This is a genomic window from Clostridium hydrogeniformans DSM 21757, assembly GCF_000686705.1.
Taxonomy (GTDB): Bacteria; Bacillota; Clostridia; order Clostridiales; family Clostridiaceae; genus Clostridium_Z; species Clostridium_Z hydrogeniformans.
The window spans coordinates 65,551-81,614 of sequence record NZ_JMLJ01000007.1; the positions used below are offsets into that span (position 1 = coordinate 65,551).

The 16,064-nt window shown below is 27.4% G+C and carries 13 protein-coding genes; 9 read left to right on the forward strand and 4 right to left on the reverse strand.

The genetic code is table 11. The features are described from left to right. Positions 1-158 precede the first annotated feature (158 nt). The 4 genes from rodA (at position 159) to BR69_RS0104355 (ending at position 6,613) form a co-directional block, all read left to right on the forward strand. On the forward strand, positions 159-1,253 hold the full coding sequence (gene rodA / locus BR69_RS0104340) for a rod shape-determining protein RodA (RefSeq protein WP_027632092.1): 1,095 nt from the start codon (positions 159-161) through the stop codon (positions 1,251-1,253). Between the two features lie 590 nt (positions 1,254-1,843). After that, positions 1,844-5,473: an AAA family ATPase gene (locus BR69_RS0104345; protein ID WP_027632093.1), complete on the forward strand. Its 3,630-nt coding sequence runs from the start codon at positions 1,844-1,846 to the stop codon at positions 5,471-5,473. A 5-nt stretch (positions 5,474-5,478) separates the two neighbouring features. Next, entirely contained in the window at positions 5,479-5,928 is a 450-nt protein-coding gene (locus BR69_RS0104350) for a hypothetical protein (RefSeq protein WP_027632094.1), read from the forward strand. 4 nt (positions 5,929-5,932) lie between these two features. After that, positions 5,933-6,613, forward strand: a complete 681-nt coding sequence (locus BR69_RS0104355) for a hypothetical protein (protein ID WP_027632095.1) — start codon at positions 5,933-5,935, stop codon at positions 6,611-6,613. Positions 6,614-6,801: 188 nt separating this feature from the next. On the opposite strand, the gene BR69_RS0104360 is transcribed toward BR69_RS0104355, so the two are convergent. Genes BR69_RS0104360 through BR69_RS19910 form a run of 3 tightly spaced genes read right to left on the reverse strand, consistent with a single transcriptional unit; the run spans position 6,802 to position 10,391 of the window. Continuing rightward, the gene (locus BR69_RS0104360; protein ID WP_242840654.1) at positions 6,802-8,325 is read right to left on the reverse strand and encodes a sensor histidine kinase; all 1,524 of its coding nucleotides are present in this window, start codon (positions 8,323-8,325) and stop codon (positions 6,802-6,804) included. After that, the gene (locus tag BR69_RS0104365; RefSeq protein WP_027632097.1) at positions 8,315-8,989 is read right to left on the reverse strand and encodes a response regulator transcription factor; all 675 of its coding nucleotides are present in this window, start codon (positions 8,987-8,989) and stop codon (positions 8,315-8,317) included. The genes BR69_RS0104360 and BR69_RS0104365 overlap by 11 nt, the downstream gene beginning before the upstream one ends. Before the next feature lie 34 nt (positions 8,990-9,023). Continuing rightward, on the reverse strand, positions 9,024-10,391 hold the full coding sequence (locus BR69_RS19910) for an aminotransferase-like domain-containing protein (RefSeq protein ID WP_051623487.1): 1,368 nt from the start codon (positions 10,389-10,391) through the stop codon (positions 9,024-9,026). Between the two features lie 241 nt (positions 10,392-10,632). On the opposite strand from BR69_RS19910, the gene BR69_RS0104375 reads away from it, so the two are divergent. The 5 genes from BR69_RS0104375 (at position 10,633) to BR69_RS0104395 (ending at position 15,596) form a co-directional block, all read left to right on the forward strand. After that, the gene (locus tag BR69_RS0104375; protein WP_027632098.1) at positions 10,633-11,640 is read left to right on the forward strand and encodes a DUF2804 domain-containing protein; all 1,008 of its coding nucleotides are present in this window, start codon (positions 10,633-10,635) and stop codon (positions 11,638-11,640) included. Between the two features lie 23 nt (positions 11,641-11,663). Beyond that, complete coding sequence (locus tag BR69_RS0104380) at positions 11,664-12,392, forward strand: class I SAM-dependent methyltransferase (protein WP_027632099.1); 729 nt, start codon at positions 11,664-11,666, stop codon at positions 12,390-12,392. 155 nt (positions 12,393-12,547) lie between these two features. Next, the gene (locus tag BR69_RS0104385; RefSeq protein WP_027632100.1) at positions 12,548-13,789 is read left to right on the forward strand and encodes a M16 family metallopeptidase; all 1,242 of its coding nucleotides are present in this window, start codon (positions 12,548-12,550) and stop codon (positions 13,787-13,789) included. Between the two features lie 17 nt (positions 13,790-13,806). Then, positions 13,807-14,448, forward strand: a complete 642-nt coding sequence (gene recX, locus BR69_RS0104390; protein ID WP_027632101.1) for a recombination regulator RecX — start codon at positions 13,807-13,809, stop codon at positions 14,446-14,448. Positions 14,449-14,450: 2 nt separating this feature from the next. Continuing rightward, on the forward strand, positions 14,451-15,596 hold the full coding sequence (locus BR69_RS0104395; protein WP_027632102.1) for a transglutaminase domain-containing protein: 1,146 nt from the start codon (positions 14,451-14,453) through the stop codon (positions 15,594-15,596). 23 nt (positions 15,597-15,619) lie between these two features. Here the strand turns inward: BR69_RS0104395 and BR69_RS0104400 are convergent, their stop codons facing one another. Beyond that, complete coding sequence (locus BR69_RS0104400) at positions 15,620-15,979, reverse strand: tetratricopeptide repeat protein (RefSeq protein WP_027632103.1); 360 nt, start codon at positions 15,977-15,979, stop codon at positions 15,620-15,622. Between the last annotated feature and the right edge of the window lie 85 nt (positions 15,980-16,064).

Genomic DNA, 16,064 nt, shown 5'->3' on the forward strand with positions numbered 1-16,064 from the left:
ATGGATTGATTTACAAAAATAGTAATGGTATAATTTACAAAAGGCTTAAAAAGGAAAGTATTAGTTAATAACCTAGAATATAACGTAAACATGGACAAGCATTTTATGGTTTTTAAATATGTGATATTATTACATAAAAATTTAGGAGATTAAGGAGTATGATTAGTAGATTAAATTTAAAATTGCTAAAGGAATTAGACTTTAGGATTATAATAATTTCAATAGTATTGTCTACATTTGGAGTTTTAAATATATATCTTGCTACTGGGATTTCAGATGTGATAAAACAAGTAGCTTGGATTATAATCAGTTTATTTATAAGTTACTTATTAATTCGTATAGATTATATTTTAATAAAAAATGTAGTACCCATATTTTATTGGATAACAGTTGCTTCCCTCATTTTCACAAAGTATTTTGGAGTAATTGTAAACGGAGCACGAAGATGGGTAAGAATAGGTCCTTTATCTATACAGCCAGCAGAATTTGCAAAGCTAGCTATAATACTTATGATAGCTAAGAAGTTAGAAGATATAGATGGAAATATAAATAATTTAAAAAACTTCTTAATTCTATCCATATACGCTGGTATTCCAATGTTTTTAATAGTAAAACAACCTAATATGGGACTTACAATGATTTGTTTTTTTATTGTCCTAGGAATGTTTTTTGTATCAGGATTAGATATAAAGGTAATATTAGGTGGATTTATCACCATCATTACTTTTGTTGCTGTTGTTTGGAATTCATCAATTATGCAAAACCACTGGAGGGCAAGGCTTTTATCCTTTATAAATCCAGAGTCTGACTCCCTTGGAATAGGTCTACAGTTAAAACAAGCAATGATAGGTGTAGGATCAGGAGGACTATATGGAAAAGGTTTAGTTAAAGACAGTTACGTAGCAGAATTTGTTCCTGAAAGACAAACTGATTTTATATATGTTGTTATTGGAGAACATTGGGGTGTTATTGGTGGGATAATTTTATTAGTTCTATATGGAATACTAATCTATAAAGTAATAACTATAGGTAAGACCTCTAAGGATATCTTTGGAAGGATGGTATGTATTGGTTTTATATCTTCATGGATATTTTCTATATTACAAAACATAGGAATGACCTTAGGTATAATGCCTATATCAGGAATACCTCTCCCATTTATAAGTTATGGTGGAAGCTCTGTTTTAGCAAATTATATGGCATTGAGTATTGTTATAAATATAGGAATGAGACGTAAGAAAATAAACTTTTAGATTTATGTGGTTATTTAAAAGTATACTTCTCTTAAGTATTGTTATACATTTTAATGATGTCAATTTGTTATTATATTCTCTAATCATTAGAAAAACTACTTGTGTAATTATAAGATTATTGATTTAAGTTATATTAAGGTAACTTAATTAAAGAGAAGTACTAAACTTAGTTACATTTTTAAAAATAATAGTGTGTACAAAATAGAGCTTATTTACTTATAGGCTCTATTTTGTCCGAAAAAATAGAACATCATAGAGAAGGACATAAGATAAATAGTAAGAGGAAATATTGAATTAGTCTATAGTTAATTGACAAAAGATGTTTTTGAGAATTATAATAATCATGGATATGTATGGAATTTTCAAAAATATATAGGAATTTTAGTATACATAATGAAATATTAAAATAATATACTTTTAGAATTGTATTAAAGTAGTTTAAAATCAAAACCTATTAGTAATGGATTACACAAATAATAGAGGGTTAAGGAAAGTAATATGTAAGCATTAATAAATCTTAAGATTTAGGTATTATAAAATACTTATAATCAAATAAAGAAATAGTATGTATTAAATGAGAGGTGGAATAATTGAATTTTAATGTTAAGGATATAATTAACTTGGTTTTTCCAGAGCTGCAAGTAGTTAAAGCTATAAGAGAATACGGCTTTATAGCAAAACGAAATAAAAATAATAGCCAAAGGCAAACTCAGAATATGAGGGAAACATATGGTGGAGGAAATACTTCTTACTCAAATGATTTAAATGATATTAAGCAACAAGTTTTTAGAAATAAAACTAAAGAGACTCAACCAGGGAATACAGCAATATATAAACATAAAGATACCTCAAAAGTTAACCAGGATGATATTTCAAATATATTTAGTGATATTAGAGGTAAAATGGGTAACTTAATTATAGGTCAGACAAGTTATTTGGATAATCTTTGTATAGCTTTTAAGCGTCCTTTTATAACAGGGTATGATAGAATAAAGCCTAAAAATCTTATAATACTTCTAGGGAATAAAAGTACAGGTAAACATACTAGTGTATCTTTCCTTGCAAAACTTCTAAAAGAAAGGAAGCTTATTAGTAGTGATTCAGTTTTATCCATTGATCTTTCTTTATATGCTACTGCTTCGGAGTTTGGAATTTTTTTATCAGACTTATATAAAGCTCTGTATGGACAATCTGATATAGTAATATTTGATAATTTTAATAAGTGTCATTCAAGTGTTATAGATGTAATTGAAACCCTATCAACCACTGGAAAATATACTCTTGGATCAAGATATGTATTTCAAAATAATAGCCTTGTTGAAGCCAATGGAATGCTTTTAGAAAATTCTATAAGCGATATAAGTTCTAATAGTAAATATTTTATATTTACCTCAGATAAGGCCCAAAATGATGTTTTAAACATTTTTGGATCTAAATTTATGGAGTGTGTAGGAGATATACTTTATACTGAAAATTTCACTTATGATGAATTAAACAGAATATCATTAAGAATAATAGAAAACCTTAAAAGAAAATGTAATGAAAATCTTTCAATAAATATAGACTGTGATAAAACTATTTTTAATATGATTGTATCAAGTTATAAAATCACCTTTGGTATAGAGGGAATGGAGAAATTTGTAGATTTAAATATATACAAACCACTAGCAGAACTAAAACTTAAAAGTAATATTTCAAGTAATCAATCTATATTTTTATCCAATATTAATAATGAATTAACAGCAAAAATTGATGATGTAAATATAAATTTAAGTACTATTACACCAAAAAGGAATATATATGGACTTGATGATGTGAAAAAAGAGCTTGAGGCCATTGTAGGAATTGAATCTGTAAAACAATATGTTTTAAGCCTTGAAGATAATCTTAAAATACAAAAGATACGAGAAAATTCTGGATTTAAAGCAGCTGATATATCCATGCATATGATATTTACAGGAAATCCTGGAACGGGTAAAACCACAATTGCTCGTATAGTAGCTAAATATTTAAAGGCACTTGGTGTATTATCCCAAGGACAATTAAAGGAGGTTACTAGGGGAGATTTAGTTGGTCAATATGTTGGTCATACAGCAAAATTAACTAATGATGTTATAAATTCTGCCTTAGGAGGAGTGTTATTTATTGATGAAGCCTATGCCCTTTGTAGGGATAAACATGATACCTTTGGACTTGAGGCCATAGACACATTAGTGAAAGGTATTGAAGATAACAGAGAGGACTTAGTTGTTATTTTAGCCGGTTATAAAGAAGAAATGGGAGAATTTTTAAAAACCAACTCAGGTTTAAAATCACGTTTCCCTAATATAATTAATTTTGAAGATTATACCCCAGAAGAGATGTATAAGATTTCACTTATTACATCACAATCAAAAGGTTATAAGATTTCAGAAAAATGTGGTGAACCACTTATAAAGTTATTTGAGAAAAAACAAATTAAAGGTAAAAATGATAGTGGAAATGGTCGTCTTGTTAGAAATATTATAGAAAGCGCTATACTTAACCAATCAAAAAGACTGCTATTAGATAGGAATACTCCAATGGATTTATTAAATTATGAAGATTTTAAATTCGAGGAAACAGAAAAATTTGATCTTGAAGGAAGTCTTTCTAATATTATAGGACTTGAAAATGTTAAAGAATTTGTTAGAACTCAATATAAATTATTAATTGCAAAGGAAAAGCGTAGAAAAGCAGGCATTAATGTTGATACATCGCAAGCTTTAAATATGATTTTTAGTGGTAATCCTGGTACTGGAAAAACTACAATAGCAAGACTTATGGCAGATATGTTTAAGGAGATGGGATTACTAAAATCTGGACAGTTAATAGAAACTGATTCTAGTGGACTAATAGCTGAATATGCAGGACAAACTTCTAAGAAAACTGAAGAAATGTTTAAATCAGCCCTTGGTGGAGTATTATTTATTGATGAAGCCTATGCTCTTTGTAATGATGGAGGAAGCTTTGGAAAAGAAGCAATTGATATACTAGTTAAACTTATCGAAGATTATAGAGGAGAAATAATTGTTATTCTTGCTGGATATAAAAAGGAGATGGGAGACTTTTTGAAAACTAACTCTGGACTTCAATCTAGGTTCCCTCTTAATGTGGATTTTCCAGATTACTCCTCAGAGGATTTATTTAAAATAACATTAAAAATGATTAAGGATAAAGGCTTTATATTAGATCAAGGTGTAGACATGCTTATTAAAGAGCAGGTTTATGTATTGCATAAGCAGTCTAATGAATATTCAGGAAATGGACGTATGGTAAGAAATTATCTTGAAGAAATAATGAGAAAACAAGCTTCAAGGATTGCAATAGAAGACGTAACTGTAGATAAGATGAATATGATTGTAAGCGAGGATATAGAAGCTAAGACCAAATCAACAAGTGGTTTTGATTTAGAAGGTGAATTATCTAAAATAGTAGGACTTGAGGAAGTTAAGGATTATATCCGTAGTTTAAATGCAAGACTTAGAATGCAGAGTGAGCGTAAGAAACTTGGACTTGCTGTTGATAATACACAAACTCTTCATATGATTTTTAAAGGAAACCCTGGAACAGGAAAAACAATGGTAGCAAGAACTGTGGCAGAAGTTTTATATAATATGGGAGTAATTAAAACAAATAACCTAATAGAAACAGATAGAGCAGGACTTGTTGCAGGATATGTAGGGCAAACAGCCATAAAGACAAGAGAAAAATTTATGGAAGCAATGGATGGAGTATTATTTATTGATGAAGCTTATTCACTTTCTCAAGGAGGCGCTAATGATTTTGGAAAAGAAGCCATAGATACATTAGTAAAACTTATGGATGATTATAGAGAGAGGGTAGTTGTAATATTAGCAGGATACAACTATGATATGGAGAATTTTCTTTCTACAAATGCTGGATTAAAATCCAGGTTCCCTAATATAATAAACTTCAAAGATTACTCTACAGATGAATTAATGAAGATAGCTGAAATATTATTTGAAAGTAAAGGCTATGAAATTGATTCAGAAGCTAAAAATAAGCTTAAAGAGATATTTAGTGTTGTAAAGGAAGAAAAACAGTTTGGAAATGGACGTTATGTACGTAATCTATATGAAAAGACAGTAAATAATCAAGCTATGCGTTTAAGCACAGATATGGATTTAACAAAAGAAGAGCTTATTACAATAATAGACACTGATATAGAAAGGGTGTGAATGATTTGCAAAAATTAAAAAGTTTATTTGGAAACACTGCAGCTGCTATTTATTTTATTTTTCCAATGTCCTTTATATTATTTACATTGCTTTTTATGCCATTGTTTTTCTTATCATCTGTTAGTGCGGTAAGAATATCAGGTTTCGCTGGAATAAGTATGACATTTGAATTTATAAGTGTATGTGGATTTGTTATTGGGCTATCTCTTCTTATTCCACCATTTAGGAAAATATATAAAGCATTCCCGTGGTTATATTCATTTACAAAGATATTTTATGCTAATTTAATAATACTTAGCATTGGACTTGGAATATTAAATAAAGGATATGAAATACAAAACACTACTAGACATACTATTTTCTTTATTTTAATGATAGTACAAGTTTTTATTTGTAGGGTTGCCATGTGTGTTTATTTTAAGTTAAAGCCAGTAAAGAATATTGAGGAGAGATAAAATTATGAGTAATGAAAACCAGAATTTTAAAAAGAATATAAATAAATCAACGAAAAATAATATAGATATAAATGAAAATATAAATAATAGTTTTGAGGATACAGATGATAATCTACAATTTAATGACACTTATAAAGAAAACTTAAAAACAGAAGAAAATAGAACATACAGTGATGAAAAATCTAGAAGGAAAAAAGTAGATAAACCTCTTAAAATATTTGGAGGAATATGCATAGCAATTTCAATAGTTACAGTTTTTTTTCTAAACAAGTCTACTGTGGACACATCTGAATCTGCTAAAAATGCATTGAAGAATGGGATATCTACTTCTGTTTCAGCTGGTACTATTTTATTATCAAAAGACAAAGATTCTCAGGCTAAGGATTATGCAATTACGCATAACTCTAATGAAAAGGAAAGTAAAATTTGGGTATGGGATTATGCTGGTGAAGATGGAGACTATGTACAAGTATTAGTAAATGGTGCTCCCCTTGGTGAAGCTTTTATGATTAAAAATAAACCTAAAGAGCTTATAGTTCCAGCAGTAGGCATGGTACAAGTAAAAGGAATAAAAGATGGCGGCGGTGGTATAACCTATGCAGTTAGATATGATATTAATGGAACAAGCTATTTTAATGGGACACCAGAGGGAGAATTAAATACTTATACATTGACCAAAGAATAATACCTTAGTATGGTATGAAAAATTAGCTGGAGTTTTTACTCCAGCTAATTTTTTTAGTTTTATCACATATAATATTTTTAATTAGTATTTGATACATAAGATAAATGTATATTAAAACTATAATTCAGGGTATATAGACTTTTTAGAGTGAAATTTATCCTTATCCCCATATATTTTCCCTGATATTATTAGGCTTGCTTTTTTAGAGTAAAGTAAAACCTAACTCCTGTATTTGTATTTTCTACTCCAAAATTACTATTATGGAGTGTAAGAATATTTTTACTTATAGCAAGACCGAGACCAGTTCCACCAAAGGATCTATTTCTTGACTTATCTATTTTATAAAATTTATCCCATATGGTTTCTAAATATTCCTCACCTATATTTTCGCCAGTATTTTCTATAGATATTGTAAAAGTCTCATTCCCTTCCTCTATGGATACAATGATTTTTCCATCTTTAGGTGTATGTCTTATAGCATTAGTTAAGAAGTTAGTTATAACCTGTTCTATCCTCATTTCATCTCCTATAACATAGGAAGAATTACAAGGATTCAGTATAAGGTTTATAGAATGCTCACTAATATAATTTTTAAAGGGTTTAATTACTTTATTAATGAGAATCTCCATAGAAAAGGCTTCTAGTTTAAGCTTAAAATTAGGAGATTCAAGCTTGCTTAATTCTAACATATCACAAACTAGGGCATTCATTTTTTTAGATTCATCCATTATTACCTCAAGATAGAACTCCATATCTTCTTCTTTTACTATTCCATCTTTTAACCCTTCTGCATAACCTTCAATTAAAGTTATAGGTGTTTTAAGCTCATGAGATACACCAGCAATGAAGTCTTTTCTCATATTTTCTAGCTCTTTTTCTTTTTCTATATCTTTTTTAAGTTTTATGTTAGCATTCTTTAGTTCATTTAAAGCATTACTTAAATTAAGAGATAAAAAGTTTAAAGTTCTAGAAAGATTTCCTATCTCATCTTCTCTATAAATATCACTTTTCTCATCAAAGTTTAAGTTACACATCTTAAGGGCAGTTTTATTTAGCTTAACTAAGGGTTTTGATATAAGCTTAGTATATATATATGATAATATAAGGATTACAACTAAGGCAAAGAAGAATAAGTATATGTAAAAATCTTTTATTACCCCAGAAGCTTCAACTATTGGTTGAAAAGGGGATATTGCAATTATTATATTATCATAGGTATTATTAACAGAGATAGGGGAGATACAAACTAAGTTTTTTGTATTAGTAGAGTTATTATACACTATTGAAGATAATGTAGAGTTGTTTTTATACATACTATTAATTACTTCTTCATTAGAGATATACTGTTTAAAAACCTCAATTATTACTTTCTTAATATTGGGATCTATTTCTTTATTGGCATTAGAAAGGTAACTTATTTCCCCATTAGTGTTTAATATAGCAACCTTTGCATTGTTTTTAACCTCCAAGGTCTCTAGGCTCTTTACTATAGAAAAACTATCCTTTCCTAAAGAATAGGAATATGCTAATTTAAACTTATTCACTCCATTTTCTAAAGAATCTTGTTTTTTTCTTACATAGAACTTTTCGAAAAACAAACTTTGAAAAATCATAGAAAAAATTAAAAATATAAATAAAGCAAGAGCAGTTATAGCAAATAACCATTTAGTTATGGAACTTCTTATATTTATTTGTCTTATTTTAAACTTCAAATTTATAACCACTTCCTCTTACAGTTTTTATAAGTTCAGCCATGTTTATGAGCTTTTCTCTTAACCTTTTAATATTAGTATCTACAGTTCTTATATCTCCATAGTAATCATATCCCCATACCTTATCTAAAATATTTTCCCTTGAGAGGGCAATATTTTCATTCTCCACTAAATATAAAAGTAAGTCATATTCTTTAGGGGAAAGATTTACTACATCTTCCATTACCTTTACCTCATGGCTTAATTTATTTATACTCAAATCCTTAAAGCATAAAAGATTAAGGTGACTAGAATCCTTTGAATCACTTCTTTTTAATAAGGCTTTAACTTTAGCTACTAATATTTTAGGGCTAAAGGGTTTTGTTACATAATCATCACTACCTATATCATATCCTAAAAGTTCATCTTCCTCTTCAGCCTTTGCAGTAAGTATTATTATAGGAACTGTTGATATTTTTCTTATTTCCTTGCATACAGAAAATCCATCTAGAATAGGCATCATAACATCTAATATAATTAAATCTAAATTCATAGTATTAAAAATATCTAAGGCTTCTTTTCCATTAGAAGCCTCTAGTATATTAAATCCTTCTCTTAAAAGATAGTCACTAATAAGTTTCCTTATTCTAGGTTCATCCTCTACCAGCATTATTGTTTTTTTCATAGAATACCTCCTAATATAACCTAGTACCTAAATCTTATATTTCTAAAAGTTTAGGTACCTTAGAATCATTAGTCTTAATGAAACTTTCTATTATAGTAAATAATAAGTTCATACCTTCCTCCATGGTTTCAGGATTAATTTTAGCAAAGCTTAATCTTATAGAATTATTATAGCTTTCTTTATTATAATAAAAGTATTTCGTATCCCTTACAAGAATATTATTAGCCTTTAAAGTATTTATAAGATTATCAAGATTTAACTCCTTAGGAAATTTCAAATAAGAAAATAATCCGTTAACGGGACTAGTGTAATACAAATCTATATTATTATTTCCCATATATTCATTGTACTGTTTCATTTTATTTCCATAGTGTTTTTTTAGAGAGTTTATATATGTATCATATGCTCCTGATAAAATATAATCATTTAGAGCACTTTGAAAAAGAATATTACTTTGAAGTTCCAAGAAGGTTTTAAATTCCCTGAAGTGTTCTTTTAAGCTATTTGGTAAGTAAGTACTAGCTACCCTTATACCAGGAAGTAATATTTTTGAAAAACTTTTTAAATAAATTACTCTGTCATTAGTATCATAATATTTTAAAGGTTTATTATTTACATCATTTAAATCACTTAAATAATCATCCTCTACTATATACACATCATATTTATTGGCTAGTTCTATAATGTTTTGTTTTATTTCTTCACTATAAGATGTTCCAAGAGGATTATGGAGTCTAGGAATTGTATAGAAAAACTTTATATTTCCATTTTTAAATATGTCCTCTAGTAAATCCATATCGATTCCACTTTCTGTTCTAGCTATGGTATAAACCTTAGAATTATTAATTTTTAACCATCCAAGATAAATATTATAGCTAGGATTCTCTATTAATATTCCATTCTTATTATTAGGAAATTTCATAAGAGAAATAATAGATAAGGCTTGTTGGGCTCCATTACAGAAAAATAAGTTATCTTCATCTAAGGATATTCCTTTATCCTTGTCCATTTTACATAAAGTAGTTTTTAATGGGGAAAACCCCTCATAATATCCATATCCAAAAAGAGAGTTTTTATATTTATTTATGGAAGTATTTATAAAGTTCTGAAATTCATCAACTGGAAGAATAAATGGACATGGTTCTCCAGAAGAGAAGTTAAACTTATCTTTATCTAAGGTTTTATATGTAAATAATTTATTCTCTAATACGAAATAGCCGCTTTTAGGCATTGAGTATATTAAACTCTTTTTCTCAAGCTCTGAATAGGCCCTTATAACTGTAGAATTGCTACAATTAAACTTTATGGCTAAAGCCCTTATAGAAGGAAGTTTAGCTTTAAAATTACCACTTTTAATCTCTTTTTCAACATAATCAATAATAAGTTCATATTTATTTTCCATAATCCCACCCCAATCTTTAGATTATATTATCTAATAGTTAAAATTTTAAAAATATTTAATAAAGTTAGAAATATATTTTAGATTAAGTATAGCATAACAGATAAAATCTATGAAGCACTTAATAATAACTGTATAAATACAATAAAAATATAAAAGAAATTATTATATAACAAGAGGAATTTATTTAGCCTTATTAGAATAAATGTAAATTAATGTATATAATTTAAAGGGGATGTTGCAGGTGGAAAGAATTAAAGAACCTAGGGTTAAATTGTGTGATGAAAAAGGGAATATAAGATTTAAAGAGGGAACGTGGTTTAAAGATTCTAATATAGAATGTAATTTAAGCAAAAGACATATATTTAGGAGAAAAAAATGGAATTACTGGACAATTAATAATGACAGATATTTCTTCACCATAGCAATTACTGACCTAGATTATGCCTCCATGATTTTTTCCTATATAATTGATATAGAGGAAAATAAAATTATGGAAAAAAGCTTTGTTTTACCTCTTTCCTATGGAGTTAATTTAAAGAACTCAATAGAAGAGGATTTAAGCTATAATAGTAGAAATCTAAATATTAATATAAGTTATGATAATGATAAGGTGAATATAGATGCTTTTATTAAGGATTTTTATGAGGGGGATTCCTTAAAAGCATCCTTTACCATATATGATGTTAATGAGGAAAGTTTAAATATAGTGGTTCCTTGGTCACATAAAAGATATGCCTTCACATCAAAGCAAAATGCATTAAGCTCTGAGGGAAGCCTTACCTTTAAAAATAACTCCATAGAGTTTTTAAAAAGCAATAGTTTTGCAAGTAAAGATTTTGGACGTGGTGTTTGGAAAAGAAATATAAAATGGAACTGGCTTACATGTTCATTAAGAAGCAATTATGATAATATAGGAATTAATTTAGGTGCCCACTGGACTTTAGAAAGTGGAATTAATGAAAATGGGATTATAATAAATGGAAAATCATATAAAATCCATGAAGATGTGATATTTATATATGATAGGGAAGATTTATACAAACCTTGGATAATAAAATCTCAAGATGATATAATAGATTTAAAATTTTATCCTAAGACTATTAGGCATAAAAATATAGATTTAAATATTATAAAATCAGAGTTTTACCAAGTTTTTGGTTATCTTAAGGGGAAAATTATTTATGAGAAAAAATCAATAGATATAAAAGATTCCCTAGCTTTATGTGAGGAGCACAAGGCTAAATGGTAATATAAAAGAGGAGAGGATTAATAATGAACTTTTACGAAAAATTAAGTACAGTATATGATAAGGTATTTATAAGAAATCCTAAAACTATTGAATTTTTAGAAGATAGTATTACTAAGGTCAATGGCCATAATTTTTTAGATGCTGCTTGTGGTACTGGAACCTATGGAATAGCTCTTTTAGAAAAGGGTTATAGTGGAACTGGTGTTGATTTAGATGAAGCTATGATTAAATTAAGTAAAGAGAAATCTAAAGGATTAAATTCTCTAACCTTTAAAACTATGGATATGAGGAATATCAAGGATGAATTTAAAGAAGAAAGTTATTCATTGATATACTGTATAGGAAATTCATTAGTTCATTTAAACTCCTTAAAAGAAATAAATAAGGTTATTGAAGGATTTTATAAGGTTATAGAACCTAAAGGAGCTTTAATTATACAAATTATAAATTATGATAGAATATTAAATAAAAATATAAAGGCTTTACCAACTATAGAAAATCAAGGGGTTACCTTTATTAGAAATTATAATTTTAATAAGGACGAAAATAAGGTTTATTTTAATACAGAATTAAAAATATTAGGTGAAGATTTAGTGTATACTGGATCAACTCCACTATTTCCTTTACTTTATAATGATATTATTAATATTCTTAAGGAAAATAATTTTTCTAAAATAGAATCCTTTGGAGACTTTGCGTATTCTCCCTATAATGAAGAGTCCTATTCATTGGTTATAAGAGCTTATAAATAAAAGTTATTGCTATTTATTAGCTTAGTTAGTATGATAAAAAAAGAACATAGTATTTTGGTATATAAGCCTTAATACGTTATATTAAAAGACTTAAACTTTTATTAAAATCATAGTAATAAATTTAAGTCATTTACTTTAATTTAAGGAGATAAAGAATGAAACAATGGTATTTAGATTTTAATGACTCAACCTTAGATAATGGGTTAAGAGTTATTTCTATAAAAAGAGATACTCAAATTTTTTCTATTCATGGAGGAATGAAGGTAGGTCCCTTCCAAGAAGAAGAGAAAGAAAAAGGTTTATCTCATTTTATAGAACATATGATGTTTAAAGGTACTAAAAAAAGAGATAATGAAACATTAAATAATGAATTAGAATTTTTAGGGGGAGAATATAACGCATATACAGATTATAGCTGTACTGTATATAGTATAAGTGCCTTATCTGAAGAATTACCAAAAGCTATAGAGCTACTAGGAGATATGCTTATAAATTCTAAGTTTAATGAGGAAGATATTGAAAAAGAAAGAGGAGTAATTCTTTCAGAAATAAAGACAAGTAAAGATGATATAGAGGATTTATCTTTTAAAAAGCTATATCAATATGCATTTAAAAATAGTCCCTTAAGATGGGATATTATAGGCAGCGAAAAGCATGTTAAAGGCTTTACAAGAAAAGATATAGTAGATTTTTATAAAGAGTACTACATCCCTAATAATATGTGTATAACAATAGTTTCCAATTATGATCATGATGAGGTATTAAACCTTATAGAAAAAAACTTTACTAATTGGGAAAGTAAAGCTTTAAAGAAAAAGCAGGTTATTACTGAAAAAAATACAGAGGGCATATTTACATCCTATAAAAAAGATTTAGAACAAAGCACTTTAACTTATCTATATACTCTTCATCATATTGATAAATCCATGGAACTTGCTCTTAAAATTTTAAACTTAAAGCTTGGAGAAAGTTCAAATTCTATACTTTTTAGAGAACTTAGAGAGAAAATGGGTCTTGCCTATGATGTTTATACTCATATGGATCTTACAAATAATATAAAAACCTTAGCTATCTACACTGCTATAGGGGAAGATGCCATTGATGAATCCATGGAAATTATAGATACTTGTATGAATAATATAAAAAACAGAAGTATAATTTTTGACGATACTACAGTAGATCTTATGAAAAAGGTTCATAAGACTGCAGTAGCATCTATAATGGAAGATTCCACAGAACTTTGTAACTATGTTATACATCAAGCATTAGAAGAAGAGTCAATATATGAATTTATTGATGATATGAATAGATTAAAGAATATAACTAGTGATCATATATATGAAGCAGCTTTAAAAGTATTAAATAATCCAACTATTCATATATTGAAGGGTAAGTAGGAGGAAATTAAAGTTCCATGGGAAAAATAACAAAAATTGAGGTTCAAAAAAAACATAAGGACAGATTAAACATATTTATTGATGATGAGTTTGCCTTTGGATGTGATGGAGAACTTGTATATAAATTTTCACTAAATAAAGGTTCTTCTATAGATGCAGAAAAACTTAGTAATATAATAAAGGAAGAAGAGTTTATAAAATGTAAAAGTTATTGTTTAAATGTTGTGTCAAGAAACCTAAAAACAGAAAAGGAAATAATAACAAAACTTAGTGAAAAGGGCTATGAAGAAGATACAATAGAAAGAGCCCTTGAATTTTTAAAAGAATATAAGTTCATTAATGATGAAAAATATGCTTTAATGTTTTCAAAGGACAAAATTATTAAAAGTGGTCGTAAAAAAATAGAATATGACCTTAAAAGAAAAGGTGTGGATAATAAGATTATAAAGCATAGCTTAGATAATCTTGATGAAGAAGTAGAACTTAATAATGCAAAAAAACTTGCTTTAAAAAAATATAATCTTTTAAAAAATAAAGAAGAAGATAAGAGAAAGATTTACAATAAATTAAGCACTTATCTTTTAGGACGAGGATATGAATATGGTTTAATAAAAAAGGTAGTGAGTAGCATACTGTCTGATTTAGAAGAGGATTTATAATTATGAGAGAATTTATTAAAGACCCTATTACTTTAATATTAATAGTAGTTTTTATATTTCCCTTAATAAGTGGATTTATTAAAATTACCTCTACAAAGGATGTAAAAGATGAAATACTAGACATAGAAAAGACCTTTGGATTTTTTATTGCAGTGGTTTTAGGGATTTATGTAAGTAGAAAATTTATATTGTTTAAAGAATATAGTATTTTTGAAAAATATATTCCTAATCCTTTAGAGGATTTTTTCTTGAATAATCCTTCTATATCCTTTCTTATAGTAAGCTTTATTATTATAATAATTCTTCAAAGTATATTATATATGATAATAAAACTTATAAATTCAGTAACCATAGATCCATTATTAAAGGCTTTATATAACTTTGGACAAAATAGTAGTACTGCTGGAAAAAGAATTCTAGGATCTATTCTGCAGCTTCCTAAATCTATTATTTATGTAATATTAGTATCTATAATTCTTAACTTTGGTACTATGTTTTATAAGAATCCAGAGTTTAATAGTTATCTTGAAAAATCTAAACTTTATAATTATGTAAGTAATAAACTTATTGTGCCTATATATAATTCTTCATTTGCACAAAGTCTTCCTATAATACTTAGTAATACCTTAAAGGTTGAAGAGGTTAATGAATCCTCTAACTTAAAAAAGATAGTTTATTATAACGGAATTACATTAGAAAAAGGTGTAAAGTCTAATAAAGAGATTGATGAGTTTGCAAAGGACATTACATCAAAATTTAGTAAAGATAAAGACAAAGCTAAAGTAATATATAACTGGGTTGGTGAAAACATAAGTTATGATTATGATAAAGCAGATAGAATTATGATGAATGATTATTCTAAAGCTTCTGGAGCTATAAGTGCTTTCAATTCAAAGGAAGGAATTTGTTTTGATTATGCTTGCCTCTATGTTGCTATGGCAAGAGCTTCTGGACTTAAGGTGAGACTTATTTCTGGGGAAGGATTTAATGGAACTTCATGGGTTAACCATGCATGGAACCAAGTATACTTAAAAGAATCTGGAGAATGGATTAATGTAGATCCTACCTTCTATAAAAGTGGAAACTACTTTAACTCAAGAAGATTTTCTATAGACCATAAGGGAGATAAAATTATAGGAGAATGGTAAAGGCTCACAATTATTGTGAGCCTTTATAATGCTGCTTTTTTATGTTTACTTATTATTAAATTAATTGCTTTTTCACAATCACTATCATCATGGTTTAATGCCCAAGCTGTATTAAAATATATTAAAGCCTTTTTACAGTTATTTAGCATAGCATAACAATAAGCTAAATTAAAAAAATACTTACTTTCCCTTTTTATCTTAAGAGCAGATTGTATGTAATCTATTGCTTTTTCATATTCTTTAAGTTTAATAAAGCATACTGCTAAGTTATAATAAGAACAAGCTTCATTTTCTTTATTATCAATAGCTTTTTGATAAAAGGAAATGGCTCTTTTATAATCCTTTCCATTATAATGCTCATTAGCTTTATGAAAATAATTCATGAGCTACCTCCATTGAAATTATATTTTTAATATCTATAATACTTACCACAATATAGAAAAATATACTATAATAATATGAGAATTA